We start from the raw sequence: 18,304 nt of genomic DNA, 5'->3' as shown, positions 1-18,304 counted from the left end.
GGTGAATCCTACAACGTAGAACGCCGAAGACCGAAATCCTGGACCGGCAATGGCGCACCATTCCGGAAAACCGGGCAGGTGAATCACTGCCGTACGTCAACCCTCCAAACGATCCCCGCGGGAATCAGGTGGATCAAACGACGGATTCAATTCGACCCGCCTATTCTAGTCGTGAAGTGCACCAAAAAGCAATAGAGTCAATTTACTCCGTCGTCATCCCAAGCGCCGAAGATCCGCCGCCGTCGAGGTTGAATACCCTTGACCGTAGATGGAAGCCAAGCAGACCCCGCCCGATCCCACCGCCGAGAAACGGAGAAGGCGGGCGAAGAATGGGTGGCACACCGGTAAAATTAGGCAAAAACGGGCCTTCCCGGTATGGTTGTCCCTTGCTGTTGTCGAAATATTCGTTATCGCCCGCACAACTGTCATGGCCGCGCCCCGATACCCCCCTGTTAACCCAGGTCAATAACTCGGAGCGGCTGCGGTCAGCGTTGTAGACGGGCGGCTAGGAGAAAGAAACCCATGTCGGCTATTTGCCAGGTCACGGGACGCAAGCCAGGTTTCGGCAAGTCCGTCTCGCACTCGCACCGACGCACCAACCGCCGTTGGAATCCCAACGTGCAGCGTCGCAAGTACTACCTGCCCTCTGAGGGCCGGACCATCACGCTCAACGTGTCCACCAAGGGCATCAAGGTCATTGACCGCGACGGCATCGAGGTCGTCGTTGCCCGTATCCGAGCTCGCGGAGAGAAGGTCTAGAAGATGGCACGTAATGACATCCGTCCAATCATCAAGCTGAAGTCCACCGCGGGCACCGGCTACACCTATGTGACGCGCAAGAACAAGCGCAACAACCCCGATCGCATCACGCTGAAGAAGTTCGATCCGATCGTCCGCAAGCACGTCGAATTCCGCGAGGAGCGATAATTCATGGCCAAGAAGTCGAAGATCGCCAAGAACGAGCAGCGCAAGGAAATCGTCGCCCGCTTCGCGGAGCGTCGCAACGAGCTCAAGGCCATCATCAAGAACCCGAACTCCTCTGACGAGGAGCGCATGGATGCACAGTACGAGCTGAATCGCCAGCCGCGCGACGCTTCCCCGGTTCGTGTCCGTAACCGTGACGCCTCTGACGGTCGCCCCCGCGGTTATCTCCGCAAGTTCGGTCTGTCCCGTGTCCGCGTCCGCGAAATGGCTCACCGCGGTGAGCTTCCGGGCGTCCGTAAGTCAAGCTGGTAAGGGAGTAGCGATATGAAGCGCACCAACATGAAAAAGGCGCGGATGGAGCAATCCCGCCGCCCGAAGAAGAACCCTCTCAAGGCCGCGAAGATCGATCGCGTCGACTACAAAGACGTGGACACTCTTCGACTGTTCATCTCCGACCGCCACAAGATCCGTTCACGCCGGGTCACTGGTCTGACACCGCAGCAGCAGCGTCAGGTCGCCACCGCGGTCAAGAATGCCCGTGAAATGGCTCTCCTGCCGTTCACGAGCCGCTAGGCAAGATTTCATCCGGGTCCTCCTTTTGGGCCCCTCCGCAGCCGCCTTCTCGGGCGACTATGCGATGACAGCGAACTTTCGCCGCTGACATTCGTGACACGGCCAAAGTAACGTCGACACTGCGTTGACGTGAACAACCGGCCCGCAACAACCACCCCTTCCCCGGGTAGTGGCGCTTGCGGGCCGGTTTTCGTGTGTCTGCTTCCGGTTTCCGATTCCTTCTTGGAAACCCACCCGCTACTGGTAGATTGAGCCGGAAGATTACGCTCCCCATCACCTGCTCCCGGAGGCCGCTGCAGTGCTGCATGATTCCCTCAACGACCTAGCCGAACAGGCGCCCTTGTGCACCACGGCAGCCACGGTTCGTGGTGTCCTCACCGAATCCCACGACTTACTGCGGAACGCTCTCGATCATGGTGTCGATGTGGTGGAGGTCACTAACTGGTACACCCAACTCGTGATCGATGTCCTCCACAGCCCCGGTGTCGTTTCACTCACCGGTGGTGCTGAGGTCATCGTCACCGGCCCATACGGTCGGGGATCCGGAACTCCGACCGCAGAGCTCCATTGGCTGACTGTGTTGCCCTCTAACGACGTTCCCGAGCCTGATCCCACAGTGAACCTAGGGCGACTCGTCTCTGATGCAGGACTCCTTCGTGGGGTGTGCCCCGGGGAGCTTACCCCCATGTCCCGTTTGACCTGGTCCAAACGCATCGACACCGCGGTGGCTACCTGTGACGGGGAACTTCTCGGATGGTTCGCCGACGCAGGTGGGTGGTTCACCGACGCCGTGCTCGAACGACTGAAGGACCCCACTCCCCTACTCGTAGAGGCTGTCGCACACCGTCCACCCGCAGTTCGGTCGAGGGATGGTCTGCCACGTAAGGATGTCCCCATAGATGTCCAAGAGCAGTTGCTCACCCCACTCGGCCAGCTTGTCCGGTGGGCGGGTATCGCCGCTGGGTGCCGGGAGACTCGTGTCATCGAGCGTATTGGTGTAGCCCGCGGATCGGGCGTTCTCCTGGCGACAGAGGCCGATTATCTCCTGGAGGTTTGGGAAGCGGGTCTCGAATTGACGCTTGCCCGCTGGCACGAGCGCGTCCAGGATGAACCAACAACCCTTGAGATGCTGCCGCAACTACAGCGTTCGACGTTCGGGGCTGCGTGTCGCATGCTCGCGGACGTAACCCGGTCCGCTGCGGAACGTCATGGAGTGGATATGTGGAAATGCGGTACGGGGGCATGAGTCGGGGACACCGGTGCGGATATGTGTACTCTCCGCGGGCTAGACTCTGGGGGTCCGTGAACGAGAAGGAAAGGCGGGTGAGCTAGATGGCTGGCGCCGTGGGACGTCCACGTAAGAACAGCCCCCGCCGTCGGGGTAGCACCGCCCGTGAGGAGATCCTCGACGCGGCGGCAGAGCTGTTCACGACACAGGGATTTGCAACCACCTCGACGCATCAGATTGCGGATGCCGTGGGGATCAGGCAGGCATCCCTGTACTATCATTTTCCGTCTAAGACCGAAATTTTCCTGACTCTTCTCCAGTCCACCGTGGAACCGTCGTTGGCCCTCGCGGAGCGTCTCGATTCCTCTGACGCCGGTCCAGCGCAGAAGCTCTGGGCGTTGGTTGCCACCGAAGCCCGATTGCTTTTGTCGACGCGATGGAATGTAGGTCGTCTTTACCAGCTTCCGATCGCATCATCGGAGGAATTCACCGAGTTCCATGCCCAGCACCGGGAGTTGAAGGAGATCTTCCGTTCGATGGCCGCTGAGCTCATCGGTCGTGGTGACCAGCGAATTGAACTGCCGTTCTATCTAGCCCAGTCGGCGACCGAGATGCGGAGCAACGACGGTATTGTCCCATTCCCACTGTCGACGGAGACACTTCCGTCGACAGCCGTGATGCTTGCGGACGCCGCGCTCACCGTCCTCGGAGGTACCGCCCCGGAGGACCGGAGTGCCCGCACTCTGGAACTGCTCGCCGACGATTGAGTGGCGACAGGTCCGTGGCCCGATTCATCCGGCTCGGGAGACCAGACGTCGGGCTTGTGCGATCAGAGGCGCATCAATCATCTCGCCGTTAATCTTGAATGCGCCGGGATGCTGAGCTGCCTCCTTTACGATCAATCGGGCACGGGCGAGCTGACCTGGTTCAGGCGCGTATGCACGACGGATGACGTCGACTTGACGGGGATGAATGCAGGCGGTGGCTGCGAAACCGGATCGGGCTGCATCGGTAGCCTCCTCGTAGAGTCCACGATCGTCGTGGAAGTCCGCGTGTACCGCGTCCACAACGAATTTTCCGACGGCTGCGGCGTGCAGGTGCATTAATGAACGACTCAGACGCAAAGCATCCCGGTAGTGCCCCGGACGGTCCGCGGGAGCGCCCTCATCCGGTTGGAAACGTGAATGGGTTCCACCGAGGTAGGCGCAAAGATCCTCGGCCCCCCAGTACAGTCCTACAACATCCGGGTCAGCGGCGAGCTCCCCAAGATTGAGGACAGCCTGCGGAGTTTCGATGAGCGCTATGACGTTGAGTCCCCTGACGGCGTCCGGGACGTGGTCGATAATTTTCGGGACGATCACTGTCCGGTACGGACTACCACGTACGGCGCTGACATCATCCACGAATCCCGGGTCACTCGGGCCGCATACCCGGACGATCGTGCGTTCGGAGTCCAGACCCGACTCGGCGATGTTTCTGCGACCGTCCTCCCGGGAACACGAACCCGCCCCATCTTCAAGGTCGAGGATGACCATGTCGGCGCTCTCGGCGGCTCTGACGAACCGTTCAGGGCGATTCGCCGGAGCGAAGAGAAGCGCTGGGCCTACGATAACGGGGTGCCTGCCGTCGTGGTCGTTGGATCCGGTCATGGTCGTTCCTCTCGCACGGGATACCCGGACCGGGGTGAGCCGGGCCGAAAGCCGCTCGCACAGGCTATGGGGACTTCTCTCCGGCCATTATGCCGGAGTCACCGTGTGTCGGGCGCCGGAATTGGGGGATCAGTGAGCGAAATGCCGGGCTCCGGTGAGGTACATGGTAACTCCTGCACGGGTCGCGGCCTCGATGACCTCAGCATCGCGGATCGACCCCCCGGGCTGAACCACGGCAGTGACGCCTGCTTCAGCAAGCACCTCGAAGCCATCGGCGAAGGGGAAGAAGGCATCCGATGCAGCGACTGCTCCCCTGGCCCGGTCCTCTCCCGCCCGCTGGACCGCGAGCCGAGCGGAATCAACACGGTTGACCTGGCCCATACCGACACCGACGGTCGCACCGTCAGCAGCGAGCAAGATGGCGTTGGACTTCACGGCACGTACGCCGCGCCACGCGAACACGAGATCGGCGAGTGTCGCTTCATCTGCCGCTTCACCCGCTGCGAGCGTCCAGTTTGCGGAATCATCCCCTTCGGCATGAACCAGATCACGTTCCTGGACGAGGACACCGCCTGAGATCTGGCGCTGCTCGAATCCCCCCCGAACAGGTTCCTCCGCGACGAGGATACGGATGTTCTTCTTTCGCGAAAGCACCTCCACAGCCCCCTCCTCATACGAAGGCGCAATAATAACCTCGGTGAAAATCTCGGCGACCTGCTCTGCCATCTCTACGCTGATCTCGCGGTTCGCGGCGATCACGCCACCGAACGCGGAGACCGGGTCACAGGCGTGCGCCGCACGGTGGGCTGCGGCGATCGAGTCGTCCGAGACCGCGATTCCGCAGGGATTCGCGTGCTTGATGATCGCGACGCAAGGCCGCTCGTGGTCCCACGCTGCCCGCCAGGCAGCATCAGAATCAGTGTAGTTGTTGTAGCTCATTTCTTTGCCGTGGAGCTGCTTCGCCTGCGCCAGCCCACTACCATCGACATCCTTGTACAACGCCGCGGCCTGATGTGGGTTCTCACCGTAGCGGAGCGTGGCGGAACGGACGTGAGTCGACCCGATCCAGGAAGGGAAGTTCTCTCCGGGTTCGGTCTGACCGGTGAGCCACCCGGCAACAGCAACGTCATAGTCTGCGGTATGCCGGAATGCCGCTGCAGCGAGCTTCCTGCGTTCCTCGCGGGTGAATCCACCTTCGGCGACTGCGCGGGCGACATCTCCGTAGCGGGCAGGATCGACGACGACGGCGACGGAAGGATGGTTCTTGGCGGCTGCCCGGACCATCGACGGTCCCCCGATGTCGATCTGCTCGACGCACGCGTCGAAGTCGGCACCGGAGGCCACGGTCTCGGTGAACGGGTAGAGGTTGACCACCACGAGTTCGAAGGGGGAAACACCGAGCTCACTCAACTGATTGAGATGCTCCGGTCGACGGGTATCAGCGAGAATACCGGCGTGCACCCTGGGGTGGAGTGTCTTGACCCGACCATCCAGACACTCAGGAAATTCTGTAAGTTCCTCCACCCTGGTGACTGGTATCCCGGCATCCGCGATCCGGGATGCGGTCGATCCGGTGGAGACGATCTCGACGCCCGCAGTGTCGAGTGCCCGTGCCAGTTCCTCCAGACCTGACTTGTCGTAGACGCTGATGAGTGCGCGGGTGATTGCCTTGCGATCGTCGCTCATGGCTGTTGTGGGGGCCTTTCATGGTGGTTCAGGGTTTGTCGTTGCTGTCCAGCGTAGGTGCCGGGTTAACTCACGGTGTGGCGGAGGGGGTGCCAGAAGGGGGCTGGACCCCACGAACGTCCGTGGGGTCCACCGCATCGAGTAGTTCGACGATCAGTCGGCGTTCCACAGACTTGATGCGCTCGTGGAGGGACTCGACGTTGTCGCCGGGCAGAACGTGAACGGCTTCCTGCGCGAGGATAGGACCCGTGTCGACCCCTTCATCGACGAGGTGAACCGTGCACCCGGTGAGCTTCACCCCGTGTGCGAGAGCATCCGGTACGGCGTGTGCCCCGGGAAAGGAGGGTAGGAGTGCTGGATGGGTGTTGATTACCCGCTCCGGGAAGTCCGCGAGAAAGCAGTGCCCGAGAATCTTCATGAATCCGGCCGAAACCACGAGGTCCGGGCACATACCCGCTACGGCCTGCCTGAGTTCTTCGTCCCAGTCCGTCCGTGGACGGCCCCGGTCAAACGGAACCACCCGGACGGGGGTTCCTGTGGCGTTCGCACGCTCTACGGCCCCGCAGGGCCCGTCGGTGACGACACCGACAACGCAGTAGCGTGTGCCGGCTGCGTCGAGGATCGCCTGCAGCAGGGTTCCCGTCCCGGAGGCGAGCACCACCACTCTGGTCAGTTGTCTGTCTACGGTCACCGCGACAATGTTAGTACCCGGGGGCGGAAGACAGCGTATACCCACTGCTTTTTCGGCGTCTTCCCGGATACACCGACCACTCAGGATGTCGGTGTGTCGTCATCATCGCTGACGTCATCTGGCGTTGAAGACTCCTCCACCTGTGACTCATCTTCATCCCGGGGGGAATCTTCCGAGACTTCTTCCCCTGCCGCGACAAGATCCTCGACATCGGCGGATTCCGGGGACTCTGTGGCCCTCCACTGTTCGGCGTCACCATCATCGGGATTGATCGTTCCAGATTGCCCGGAGGTCGAGTCCTCGCTCTTTCGCGGTTCCACCGCTACCTCATCCTCGGGTGTACCGGGGCTCCCGGCTCGACGGTCAAGCAAACCTGTCACTGCAAGTACTACCAACCCGACTGCGGCAAACTCGATGGATACCAGGACAGCAGTGAAGATCAGCATCACTCCACTCGCCCCGTAGACGCCGACGACCCCCCCAGACATCCATCCGACGATGAGGGTGAAGAAACCCGCCCACAGACCGGCGACAGCCATCTCCGGCCAGGTCCTCAACTTCGCGCCACAGTACCTGCTGGCGATGACTCCGGCCAGAACCAGCGGAATGATAATGAGCAGGAGCGCCCACCCATCCATCCCGGACGGAAAGGCCGCGAGGATCGGTAGCGGCGGCAGCGGGACGACGTTCGCACCATAGAGGGACACCGAGGCATCCCCGAGGTGGAACTCGGATCCGACGAGGACTCCTGCTCCGGCCACAGCGGCATCAGGCAGGTAAAGGAGACTAACGACGAGTAACCCAAAGGTTGCGGATGTACGTCCGAAGGTGGCGAACAGGTCATTCAGAACGTGAAGGTGCGCGAAGGCACAGACCAGAACGAGAAGAAGCCCTGCGGCGGCTAAAGCGAGCAGGAACCGAATCGCGGGCACTACGGGATCGGTCACCAGTGGTGGAACACCGAACTTCCTGGCGAGGGCATGCCACAGCTTCGGCCCCATCCCGATCGCGAGTGCACTCAGGTGCAGTACTAGGACCCTCCCGAGAACTGGGATGAGTGGCGGAACCTCGACGGGAAGAACGGGACGGGCGTCAACGAGCATCACCACAGCCGTTGCCGTGAGGAGCATCGGGACGATGATCACACAGCCGGTGAGCACGGCAAGATCGGCGACAGACATCCGGTGCCGGACCGCCGCCCGAACCCGGTGCGCAACCAACCAGATCACCCCGAGTGCGGGCAGCATCGGAAGCTGGGAGAGGATCACCGAGTCCGAGGCCACCGGAGCAAGGTTCACCGCCAACCAAAGTTGCGCCACGGTAGCTGCTAGCGGCACAAAACCGGAGTTCGTGAGTATCAAGGCGCACAGCGCGAGGAGAACCACGACAGCGACGATCACCACATTGGGGATTACGGCCACGGGCAGGAATACCCGTAGACGCTGCCGGAGCCCCTTCCGGTTCCGCACGCCAGCCGGAGCCACTGGCGTGCTCCGAGACTTGGTGGGGGATGCGTTTCTCCGGGGTCGACTCCGAGGCGCGGAAGGTCTGTTCGGCCGAGGATTTTGACGTGTCTTTCTGCTCACCGCTCCAACTGTGCCATCCCGACCGTCTCCCGGGGCGTTGACACGGCCGGGTTAGCATCCAGACTCTATGCACTGCACAGGGGAGATCTGCGAAAAAAGATCTGGGGGCTGTGTCGATGTCCGAAATCTCGGAACCATAATCTGCGGCGATCAGCCACACGAATGCACGTGAACGTGTACTGTTACTACGTGCGGAAGATTCACCTTCCGACACAACATGTCTGACATGTAACCCCAGGCCATACCCCCCACACCCGGGGGTGACCAGCCTCACAGACAATAGGCTCGAAAGACTTGCCAGGTTTGTAACAAACCGTTATCGTTGTGAAGCGTTAGGTAACGGGACGGTCACATCCCCAATGGATGTGGCGTTGAACAAGACGGAAGAAGGCTCAATGCACAAGCAGGCTCAGCGGAAGACCGCAGGCGCGCATCGCAAGCAGTCCGTCTCATCCAACGCCAAGAGCCGAATCGCCCTGGTAGCCGTCGCAACCGGAGCTGTCTCCACTGCAGGTGCAGGTGGTGCAGCCGCCGCCCATGCGACCCATCCGGCTGCGGCATCTGAAGCACACAGTGAATCCCCCGATTACACACTGGTCGCCGATTCCGTAGGCCCGATCCTCGGAAGTTCTGAAGCACCTCAGATTCTCAACATCGCGGAGTTCAAGCCGATCGACAACTTGGCTGAGCAGCTCAACAAGGCCATCCAGTACAACGCTGAGCGTATCGCCGCGGATCTCGCGGCTCGAGCCCCGAAGAGTTCTGTTCCGGCACACGGCACACTGACCTCCACTTTCGGCCCCCGCTGGGGAACCGTTCACGCTGGTGTGGATATCGCCAACGCTCTCGGTACCCCCATCATGGCTGTGGAGGACGGGACCGTGATCGATGCCGGACCAGCATCCGGCTTCGGACAATGGGTTCGCATTCAACATGCTGACGGAACGGTCACCGTATACGGGCACATGGAAACCATCGATGTTTCCGTGGGCCAACAGGTTTCTGCTGGACAGCGGATCGCGGGCATGGGATCACGTGGTTTCTCCACCGGTGTTCACGTCCACTTCGAGGTTCACCCCAACGGTGGTGCAGCGATCGATCCCCTCCCCTGGCTCGCTGAGCGCGGTATCTTCCTCTAAAACGGAGATAGTTCGTCGACCTTTTTCTCTTCAGGCACGTCACGAATATTTCGTTGACGTGCCTTTTCGTTCCCCCTCACTCTTTTCGTCAGACTCGTCGCAGTGCAGAAAGCCGCCGGACTTGGAGGACACCATTTCCCTCATCTGTCCGACGTTCTCCCGCATGGAAACACCGAGATGTCAGAGTTTCTCCATCGGCAGACCTGCCATGAGCATGAGCCGTACAGTGCCGGAAGATCCGAAATCGATCGTCGCGGAATCGTAAGCCCCGACTGGCGCAATCTCCGTTACCGTTCCCAGACCGTACTTATCGTGATTGACCCGGTCTCCCACCGTGAGCTTGAGTACCGGTCGCCCGGCGCCCGATGACCGAAGGCGCGAGGAACTGCGCCCATCTCCGGCAGCAGCGCCTGGACGCCCGTTATGGGAACGGTATCCGCTGCCCCGAGTACTGCCCCAGACACCATTTCCTGCGCTGCCTTCGGGTTCTTCACGGCGCCAGTCGACGAGTTCTGTAGGGATCTCTGCGAGGAACCGCGACGGAGGATTCGTCATGGGGTTACCCCATGAACTGCGTAACACTGCACGCGTCAGGTAAAGGCGCCTACGGGCACGCGTGATCCCCACATAGGCGAGACGTCGTTCCTCCGCAAGCTCCCGGGGGTCACCGAGAGAACGCAGGTGCGGAAACTGGCCGTCTTCCCATCCAGTGACGAACACGACCGGAAATTCGAGTCCTTTCGCGGTATGCAGAGTCATGAGGGTGACGACACCCTGGTCGTCATCGGGGATCTGATCGGCGTCCGCCACGAGTGAGACCCGTTCAAGAAACGCCTGCAGGCTACCCGGCTCAGGTTCACCGGTTTCCGTCTCATAGCTGCCGCCGTCCATCTCTGCGTAAGCGATCCGCATCGCGGCATCACTGGAGAACTCCCGTGCCACGGCAGTGAGTTCCTTCAGGTTGTCCAGCCGAGTCGCATCTTGCGGATCACTCGACTTCTCCAGTTCCGCGATATAGCCGGTGCGGGTGCAGACCTCAGTGATGAGCTCCCCCAGATCCGGCATCCGGGTCTCGGCGTTGACCGATTTCGTCCCGACCTCCCGGAGTTCGTTCAACAGGTTCACGAAGCCTGCCACGGCGTTCCGCCCACGCACTCCAAGCATGTCGACCTCACCCGCCGCGGCGTCGAGAAGCGCACGGTGGAAGCTGATGCGGTTGGTGTCGGCGTGCAGTGCGACAAACGCCTGTGCCCGGTCACCGATACCACGGCGAGGAGTGTTGATGATCCTGCGCAGACTCACCGTGTCGTCGGGATTGTCCAGCACCTTGAGGTAGGCGATGATGTCCCGGATCTCCTTGCGTTCGTAAAACCGTGTTCCACCGACGACACGGTAGGGCACACCGGAACGGATGAACACCTCTTCCAGTGCACGGGAGGCGTTGTTCGTTCGATACATCACCGCGATATCGGAGTAGTTCAGGCCCCGATCAATGAGGGCATCGATCTCCGAAGCGATGAACCGGGCCTCATCGTGCTCATTGTCGGCGACATACCCGACGATGGGTTCCCCTTCTCCGAGTGCCGTCCACAGTTTCTTCTCCCGCCTTCCCGCGTTCCGGGCGATGACGGCATTCGCGGCGGAGAGGATTGTCTGTGTCGAACGGTAGTTCTGCTCGAGAAGGATTGTCCGGGCCTCCGGATAGTCCCGCTCAAATTCCTCGATATTCCGGATCGTGGCCCCACGGAAGGCGTAGATGGACTGGTCCGCGTCACCGACGACGCACAGTTCACTCGGCGGAACCGAATGAGGCCGTTCCGCTTCCACCCGCCCGACAAGCTCGGAGACCAAGCGATACTGAGCATGGTTGGTGTCCTGGTACTCATCGATGAGCACGTGACGGAAGCGCCGACGGTAGTACTCGGCGACCTCCGGATGACTTGCGAGAAGCCCCACGACTTCACCGATGAGATCATCAAAATCAACGGCATTGGAGCGACGCAGCCGCGCCTGATACTCGGCATACACCTCTGCAACGGTCATACCGAAGCGATCAGCCGACTGTGACGCCTCTGCCGCGGCATCCGCAGGATCGACGAGTTCGTTCTTCAGACTGGAGATGGCGTTGGCCAGGGCGCGCGGGGCGAATTTTTTGGCGTCCAGACTCATGTCCTTCGCGATCATTCCGAGGAGCCTGCGAGAATCATCCGAATCGTAGATGCTGAAGTTGGTGTTGAGTCCGTCCACCAACGCCGCCTGCTGACGCAGGATACGCACACAGGTGGAATGGAACGTGGACACCCACATCCGCTCCGCGGAAGGCCCGACCAGTGCCCGGACACGCTCACGCATCTCGGTCGCAGCCTTGTTGGTGAAGGTGATGGCGAGGATCTGCCCCGGGTGCACCCCCCGATGGGCTAGGAGGTAGGCGATGCGTCGTGTGAGCACCGCGGTCTTCCCCGACCCTGCCCCCGCCACGATCAGTAACGGCGCCCCGACGTGCTCGACGGCGGCGCGCTGCTGATCGTTGAGACCTTCAACGAGATCCGTCGGTGAGCCGAAGGCATCGGCACCACTTCGACCGGAATGATGCCCCGGATCATCGCTGCCGGAGGCCGGTACCCCGGCACCGGAGTGAAACGGGGATAAGGACTGGGTTCCATCGGACTGGGTGCTCATAATTCCTCCAACTTACAGTCCGTACCGGACATCCCCGGAGACACCTCCACGACCGCCCTCCCGGACTCTCTCAGCGGCGGTGAAAAAGAACCCTTCCGGGAACCACGTGGCAGAATACGCACCATGAACACTGATGCCGAACGTTTCGAGATCCGCAGCCCCTCCGGGACCGACGACCCGCTCTCCGATGCCGAGATCCAGCGCTACCGGCAGGAAATCGACAGACTCGACAGCGAGATTATCGCGGCGGTGAAACGCCGCCGCGAAATCTCCCAGGCAATCGGCAAGACCAGGATGGGTTCAGGCGGAACCAGACTCGTGCACCGCCGCGAGGTCGCCATCATCAACCAGTTCCGCGATGAGATCGGTGAAGAAGGGCCCGCCCTCGCGGGAATTCTCCTGCGGATGGGGCGCGGAAAACTCGGCTGATCCCCTCCAGAACCAATCCGGAGGGGATCATGTCCCTTCCGTGGCGAGCTGGGGATCCTCATCCTCTCCACCACGTGCCCGGCGATGCAGGAAGTCGAGCTGCTCACGCCACGACGTAAAGTCACGGTCCCCGTCTCCGGAGCGGAAACGAAGTTCCGCGACTCGTTCGAGTCGCACATATTCGCGGAGAACATGTTCGATCAGTGAACCGACCTCGGCGTTATGTCGCCGTGCACACTCTCGGAGCTCATCCAGAAGCTCCGTATCGAGACGTACCTGGTTCTCACGTCCTTCACTCATATCCCTCACTCTTCCGGCCCCACACACCGCTGTCAATGCTTGCCCTGTCCGATACCGCGACGGGGGAAGTACCCGGGAATGCACACCCGCCCGCCAAGATCACACATAAATGCATAAATGCAGTTCTGTGAATACTATCTCATCATTAGACGAGGTGGAGCCCACCCGTCATGAACATAAACCGTGAACAAGCCGTGCATTCCCATATTTACCATTGAGCATACGACAATAGCTTCGACACAATAAGTCAAACATGCACATGAGACAGCACCAACATGCCCGATCCAAGAATCACAGGATCGCCGCAACCAAACACACCGCATCGAAGGTGATATCAAACTGATACATTTCGGAGACGTCGCTGGTTATGGTGTTTTTATTCGACAAAAACAGCACGTCAGACACCCTTAGTGAACGACATTAACCCAACTTTATGTGCAAAACCTCAGCTACAGTGGCGAACGTGACCGAACTTCAGAGCCTGATTTTTAAGCATTAATATGCCATCCACAGATCTGAAGAATATTCACGCACCTCACGTTCAGTAGCCACTACCCAAGGAGTACATCCAGTATGGACAAGACCTTTATTGATGCAGTTCTCAACGCCACCGCGTTCGACAGCACCGGCGAAAAGGTCGGAAGCGTCAGCCAGATGTTCGTGGACGATCAGACCAAAGAGCCCACCTTCGTGGCCGTCAACACCGGCCTGTTCGGGATGAGCAGCTCATTGGTTCCGCTCGAGGGTGCACGTCTGAACGGTGAAGAACTACACCTCGCCCACACCAAGGACGCCATCAGCGATGCCCCGAACATCGACGATTCCGACGAAGGACTCACCCCCGAACAGGAGAACACCCTGTTTCGCCACTACGGTCTGACATCCGGCGCCACCACGGGCGAAAGCGCCGACGCCGATAATCATCGTGCCGCGGCTGCCGAGGCCCGCACCGCCACCACCGATGTCGACGAACACATCGTCCGCTCCGAAGAGCAGCTCAACGTGCGCAAGCACTCCGAGGAAGCAGGTCGAGTCCGTCTGCGCAAGTACGTCGTCACCGACACCGAGAACATTGAAGTTCCCGTGTCCCGTGAAGAGGTGCGCATCGAGCGTGAGCCCATCTCCGCAGAGGAAGCCGCACGCCTCGGTGATTCCCGGATCAACGAGCAGGAAGCCGAGCTCATCCTCCACCAGGAGCGCGTCACCGTCGACAAGGACGTCGTCCCGGTGGAGAAGATCTCCCTGAACAAGGAGACCGTGACCGACACCCACGTCGTGTCCGAGGAAGTCCGCGAAGAACGCATCGACGTCGACACCGACGGTGATGTCGAGAAGCGCCACCAGTAGGATCCCCTCGACCTACTGTCTCTAATGGGAACGTAGCGGTCCAGAACCGATGATCCCCACCACCTCACCAGGAGGTGGTGGGGATCATCGTCTGCCGCGCATATCAGTTGGGCAGGGAAATCAGTTTCGTCTCCAGAAACTCATCGATCCCCTCGAAACCGCCCTCACGTCCCAGCCCCGACTGTTTGACCCCTCCGAAGGGGGCGGCCGGATCTGAGAGTGCCCCCTTGTTGACGGCAACCATTCCTGCCTGGATCTTCTCCGCTGCATTCAGCGCACGGGCGAGATTCTCCGAGAACACGTAAGCCGCCAGACCGAAGGGTGTGTCGTTGGCCAGCCGGATAGCTTCCTCATCCGAGTCGAAGGAAATCACTGAGACAACGGGACCGAATATTTCCGCCGAACGGATCTCCGCGGATTCCGGGGCGTCGGTGAGCACGGTCGGCGGATAAAAACTCCCTCCCTCGGGCACATCGTGGAGCACGGAGCGATCTCCACCGAGAAGCACATTCGCACCCTTTGCTTTGGCGTCCTCGACGAGGCAGGTCACCGTCTCCACCTGGTCATCCCCGGACAACGGTCCGACCGTGGTCTCCGGATCGGTTCCGCGGCCCACGGTGAATCCCCTCATCTTCTCGACGACGCCGGCGACAAAATCATCCTTCACCGCAGAATGAACGAGGAACCGGTTCGCGGCGATGCAGACCTGTCCCGCACCACGCATCTTCGCCGTTGCCACGGCCTCGACAGCCGTGTCCAAGTCGGCATCATCGAACACCACATAGGGGGCATTCCCGCCGAGTTCCAGAGAAACCCGCATCGTGTTTTCCGCGGCCTTCGCCGCCAGCATCTGCCCCACGTCCGTGGAACCGGTAAACGTCAGTTTGCGCAGGCGCGGATCCTCCAGAAGCGCAGACACATTGGACGCCTTCGCCGTGGGTAACACTGAGACAACCCCATCCGGGACACCGGCCTCCGACAACAGCTTCGCCAGGTACAGCATCGTCAATGGGGTCTTCGAAGCAGGCTTGATGATCATCGTGCACCCGGCTGCCAGAGCCGGTCCCAGCTTCCTGGTTCCCATCGCGAGCGGAAAGTTCCATGGCGTGACCGCGAGGCTCGGTCCTACAGGCTGCCGGGTGACCAGTATTCGCGCGTTCCCGGACGGACTGTGCCGGTAGTCCCCCGTGATCCTCACAGCTTCCTCCGCAAACCAACGGAAAAATTCCGCGCCGTAGGCTACTTCACCACGAGAATCAGGCAGAGCACGGCCGAGTTCAGCGGACTGGAGGTACGCGAGCTCCTCGGTGTGGTCCAGTACGAGCCTGTTGGCTCGGTAGAGGATCTCGGAACGCTCCCGGGCAGGTGTCGCAGCCCAGTCATCCTGGACGGCGACCGCCGAGTCCAATGCCCGGCGCGCATCATCCTTCGACGCGGAAGCCACCGTCGCCAGAGTGGAACCGTCGGATGGGTTAGTCACATCGAAAGTCCCGCCATCGGAGGAATCAACGAATGCTCCGTCGATGAATAGTCTCCTGGGAGCTTGAGCGATGAGGTTTTCTATGTTCATTCCGGAATCAGACATGCCCCCACTATGCCCGTTTTTCCACTATTGCGTAGTAGCTTTTCCCCGACTCGGGGTTCCTGGCGAACGGTTTCCAAACCCCCTGTTGCGGGTATTGCATTCCCACCCGAAATCCGGCGGCGTCCCGCTCGAGAACAGTACTGCCTCACCAGCCCGATAACGACTAACGTGGGGGTGTAAAGACGACACCGGGACCGGCCCACGGGCACACCCCGTCACTGAGAGTGGACGGGGTGCCCGACACCGACCCCGGCGACCGACATCCCTGTAAGGAGACGTCCATGGCCAACGACATCACCACCACCCCCCAATGGAAGGCACTCGCCGAACACTACCGGAACTTCGCCGGCACCAACCTCCGGAACCTGTTCGCCGAGAATCCCGAGCGGGCCGAGACATACACCATCGACGCCGCCGGACTGCACGTCGACCTGTCGAAGAACCTCGTCTCCGACGAGACCATCGACCTTCTGGTGGAACTCGCCGATGCAGCCGACCTCAAGGGGCGCACGGAGGCGATGTTCACCGGTGAGCACATCAACAACACCGAGGACCGCGCGGTGCTCCACACGGCTCTGCGCATGCCCGTCGAGGATGATCTCATCGTCGACGATCAGGACGTCGCCGCTGACGTCCACGAGGTACTCGGACGAATGCGGGATTTCTGTCACGCACTGCGTTCCGGTGAATGGCTCGGGCATACCGGCCACACCATAAAGACCGTCGTCAACATCGGCATCGGCGGTTCCGATCTCGGCCCCGCCATGGCTGTCAAGGCGCTACGCACCTACGCCACCGCAGGTATCAGCGCGCGGTTCGTCTCCAACGTCGATCCCGCCGACATGAGCGCCACCCTTGAAGATCTCGACCCCGGCTCCACCCTGTTCATTGTGGCCTCCAAGACCTTCACCACCCAGGAAACCCTCGCCAACGCACACGCCGCGAAGCGTTGGCTCCTCGATGCCTTCGACGGTGACGAGTCGGCCGTCGCCAAGCACTTCGTCGCCGTATCCACCAACGCGGAGAAGGTCGCCGAATTCGGCATCGACACGAACAACATGTTCGGTTTCTGGGATTGGGTCGGAGGCCGCTACTCCGTCGATTCCGCCATCGGATTGTCCCTCATGGCGGTCATCGGCCCGATGGACTTCATGCGCTTCCTCGAGGGGTTCCATGACATGGACGTACACTTCCGCACCGCACCGGTCCGGGAGAACATCCCCGCACTCATGGGCCTATTCGGTGTCTGGTACGGCGACTTCCACCGGGCGAGCACGCACGCCGTCTTGCCCTACGCGGAGGACATGTCCCGATTCCCGGCATATCTACAGCAACTGACGATGGAGTCCAACGGCAAATCCGTCCGCATCGACGGAGCAACCGTGAACTGCCCCACCGGTGAGATCTACTGGGGCGAACCCGGAACCAACGGACAACACGCCTTCTACCAGCTCATGCACCAGGGCACCCGCATCGTACCTGCGGACTTCATCGGTTTCGCCCACCCGAAGCAGGATCTTCCGACCGCAGACGGCACGGGCAGCATGCACGACCTGCTGATGAGCAACTTCTTCGCCCAGACCAAGGTTCTGGCCTTCGGCAAGAACAAAGAGGAGATCGCGGCGGAGGGAGTTCCGGACCATCTGATCACCCACAAAGTTATGCCCGGTAACCGCCCCTCCACGACGATCCTCGCCGAGGAACTGACCCCCTACATCCTCGGTTCCCTCATTGCCCTCTACGAGCACATCACCTTCACCCAGGGCGTGATCTGGGGCATCAACAGCTTCGACCAGTGGGGCGTCGAGCTGGGGAAGAAGCAGGCCGGTGACCTGCTTCCCGCTGTCACCGGTGCCGAAAAATCGGAATCCGGTGACTCCTCCACAGACTCACTAATCGACTGGTACCGCTCGAAGAAGTAGCGGCAATGCACCGATGGACCCCTAACGACGACTGACGACGACGCCCCTCCAGGAATACTGCCGGAGGGGGCGTCATCTCGTCTGCGCCGAGGTGAGAATCCAGGGCACAGCTCACTTCACATGCCCCCGTCGGTTCCACTGATCTCCCGCCAGCCTGAACGAAGTCACAGTGATACCCAGAAACTCACCTTCCGTCGAATACCTGGTTGCGGTATCCGACGGGAGAAGAGCCAAGTCTCCGTATCCCCTCGGAGAACGCGAAAATAGCTGCGACCCGAAGGCACTTCGCGACGATCGATGTGAACTACGAGATGGGAATTCCGGGCAAATCGATCCTGTGAGTGTGGACCTCACACGAAGAGTTGTTCGGTTCGAGGTCAAAGATCTGCTCAAATTCCATGTGCCGGAAGCTCCCGAAGGGCTGCCCGCAGCGCGTAGCTGCGGAGCATCCACAGGAATGCCGCCAATACACGATAAATATCAACACCGTACAGCGACCTTGAACCAGACGATGATCACGGGTATGTCCAGTCACCCGTAGCCAGATCCGGCGATGTGACTCATGG

The 18,304-nt window shown here is 60.8% G+C and carries 17 protein-coding genes; 10 read left to right on the top strand and 7 right to left on the bottom strand.

Annotated features, from left to right (window positions below; genetic code table 11):
- The first annotated feature begins 522 nt into the window (after positions 1-522).
- The 6 genes from rpmB to QWU43_RS04515 all read left to right on the top strand — a co-directional run bounded on the left by rpmB (position 523) and on the right by QWU43_RS04515 (position 3,492).
- Complete coding sequence (rpmB, locus tag QWU43_RS04540; protein WP_198735422.1) at positions 523-759, top strand: 50S ribosomal protein L28; 237 nt, start codon at positions 523-525, stop codon at positions 757-759.
- 3 nt (positions 760-762) lie between these two features.
- On the top strand, positions 763-927 hold the full coding sequence (gene rpmG / locus QWU43_RS04535; protein ID WP_010187624.1) for a 50S ribosomal protein L33: 165 nt from the start codon (positions 763-765) through the stop codon (positions 925-927).
- A gap of 3 nt (positions 928-930) precedes the next feature.
- Positions 931-1,236 carry a 30S ribosomal protein S14 gene (gene rpsN / locus QWU43_RS04530; RefSeq protein ID WP_370915291.1) on the top strand — a complete coding sequence of 102 codons (306 nt, stop codon included), beginning with the start codon at positions 931-933 and terminating at the stop codon, positions 1,234-1,236.
- A gap of 12 nt (positions 1,237-1,248) precedes the next feature.
- Complete coding sequence (gene rpsR, locus QWU43_RS04525) at positions 1,249-1,497, top strand: 30S ribosomal protein S18 (RefSeq protein ID WP_370915292.1); 249 nt, start codon at positions 1,249-1,251, stop codon at positions 1,495-1,497.
- Positions 1,498-1,795: 298 nt separating this feature from the next.
- Positions 1,796-2,743: a putative nucleotidyltransferase substrate binding domain-containing protein gene (locus QWU43_RS04520; protein ID WP_370917248.1), complete on the top strand. Its 948-nt coding sequence runs from the start codon at positions 1,796-1,798 to the stop codon at positions 2,741-2,743.
- A gap of 86 nt (positions 2,744-2,829) precedes the next feature.
- Positions 2,830-3,492, top strand: coding sequence for a TetR/AcrR family transcriptional regulator (locus QWU43_RS04515; protein ID WP_370915294.1), 663 nt, complete (start codon positions 2,830-2,832; stop codon positions 3,490-3,492).
- Between the two features lie 24 nt (positions 3,493-3,516).
- Here the strand turns inward: QWU43_RS04515 and QWU43_RS04510 are convergent, their stop codons facing one another.
- The 4 genes from QWU43_RS04510 to QWU43_RS04495 all read right to left on the bottom strand — a co-directional run bounded on the left by QWU43_RS04510 (position 3,517) and on the right by QWU43_RS04495 (position 8,235).
- Positions 3,517-4,374 (bottom strand): CoA ester lyase, encoded by an 858-nt coding sequence (locus QWU43_RS04510; protein WP_370917247.1) that lies wholly within the window; start codon positions 4,372-4,374, stop codon positions 3,517-3,519.
- Between the two features lie 129 nt (positions 4,375-4,503).
- A complete protein-coding gene (purH, locus tag QWU43_RS04505) occupies positions 4,504-6,060 on the bottom strand; it encodes a bifunctional phosphoribosylaminoimidazolecarboxamide formyltransferase/IMP cyclohydrolase (RefSeq protein WP_370915296.1) in 1,557 nt (518 codons plus the stop codon).
- Between the two features lie 70 nt (positions 6,061-6,130).
- Entirely contained in the window at positions 6,131-6,751 is a 621-nt protein-coding gene (gene purN / locus QWU43_RS04500) for a phosphoribosylglycinamide formyltransferase (RefSeq protein ID WP_370917246.1), read from the bottom strand.
- An 80-nt stretch (positions 6,752-6,831) separates the two neighbouring features.
- The gene (locus tag QWU43_RS04495; RefSeq protein WP_370917245.1) at positions 6,832-8,235 is read right to left on the bottom strand and encodes a DUF6350 family protein; all 1,404 of its coding nucleotides are present in this window, start codon (positions 8,233-8,235) and stop codon (positions 6,832-6,834) included.
- A 497-nt stretch (positions 8,236-8,732) separates the two neighbouring features.
- Here QWU43_RS04495 and QWU43_RS04490 point away from each other — a divergent pair, with 497 nt between their 5' ends.
- Positions 8,733-9,476 (top strand): M23 family metallopeptidase, encoded by a 744-nt coding sequence (locus QWU43_RS04490; RefSeq protein ID WP_370915370.1) that lies wholly within the window; start codon positions 8,733-8,735, stop codon positions 9,474-9,476.
- A 180-nt stretch (positions 9,477-9,656) separates the two neighbouring features.
- On the opposite strand, the gene QWU43_RS04485 is transcribed toward QWU43_RS04490, so the two are convergent.
- The gene (locus QWU43_RS04485; protein WP_370917244.1) at positions 9,657-12,155 is read right to left on the bottom strand and encodes a UvrD-helicase domain-containing protein; all 2,499 of its coding nucleotides are present in this window, start codon (positions 12,153-12,155) and stop codon (positions 9,657-9,659) included.
- 123 nt (positions 12,156-12,278) lie between these two features.
- On the opposite strand from QWU43_RS04485, the gene QWU43_RS04480 reads away from it, so the two are divergent.
- Positions 12,279-12,584, top strand: a complete 306-nt coding sequence (locus QWU43_RS04480; RefSeq protein ID WP_370915300.1) for a chorismate mutase — start codon at positions 12,279-12,281, stop codon at positions 12,582-12,584.
- 27 nt (positions 12,585-12,611) lie between these two features.
- Here the strand turns inward: QWU43_RS04480 and QWU43_RS04475 are convergent, their stop codons facing one another.
- Positions 12,612-12,884: a hypothetical protein gene (locus QWU43_RS04475; protein WP_370915301.1), complete on the bottom strand. Its 273-nt coding sequence runs from the start codon at positions 12,882-12,884 to the stop codon at positions 12,612-12,614.
- Between the two features lie 573 nt (positions 12,885-13,457).
- Between QWU43_RS04475 and QWU43_RS04470 the strand changes: the two genes are divergently transcribed.
- The gene (locus tag QWU43_RS04470; RefSeq protein ID WP_370915303.1) at positions 13,458-14,231 is read left to right on the top strand and encodes a YsnF/AvaK domain-containing protein; all 774 of its coding nucleotides are present in this window, start codon (positions 13,458-13,460) and stop codon (positions 14,229-14,231) included.
- Positions 14,232-14,334: 103 nt separating this feature from the next.
- Here QWU43_RS04470 and QWU43_RS04465 read toward each other — a convergent pair whose 3' ends face one another.
- Positions 14,335-15,816, bottom strand: a complete 1,482-nt coding sequence (locus QWU43_RS04465) for an NAD-dependent succinate-semialdehyde dehydrogenase (RefSeq protein ID WP_370915304.1) — start codon at positions 15,814-15,816, stop codon at positions 14,335-14,337.
- Positions 15,817-16,097: 281 nt separating this feature from the next.
- On the opposite strand from QWU43_RS04465, the gene pgi reads away from it, so the two are divergent.
- Positions 16,098-17,738, top strand: a complete 1,641-nt coding sequence (gene pgi / locus QWU43_RS04460; RefSeq protein ID WP_370917243.1) for a glucose-6-phosphate isomerase — start codon at positions 16,098-16,100, stop codon at positions 17,736-17,738.
- Positions 17,739-18,304: the final 566 nt, after the last annotated feature.

It is taken from the genome of Corynebacterium sp. CCM 9204 (assembly GCF_041357695.1).
Classification (GTDB): Bacteria; Actinomycetota; Actinomycetes; order Mycobacteriales; family Mycobacteriaceae; genus Corynebacterium.
Note: the sequence above shows the minus strand (reverse complement) of the source record. Positions and strands in the feature narration are given on the sequence as shown.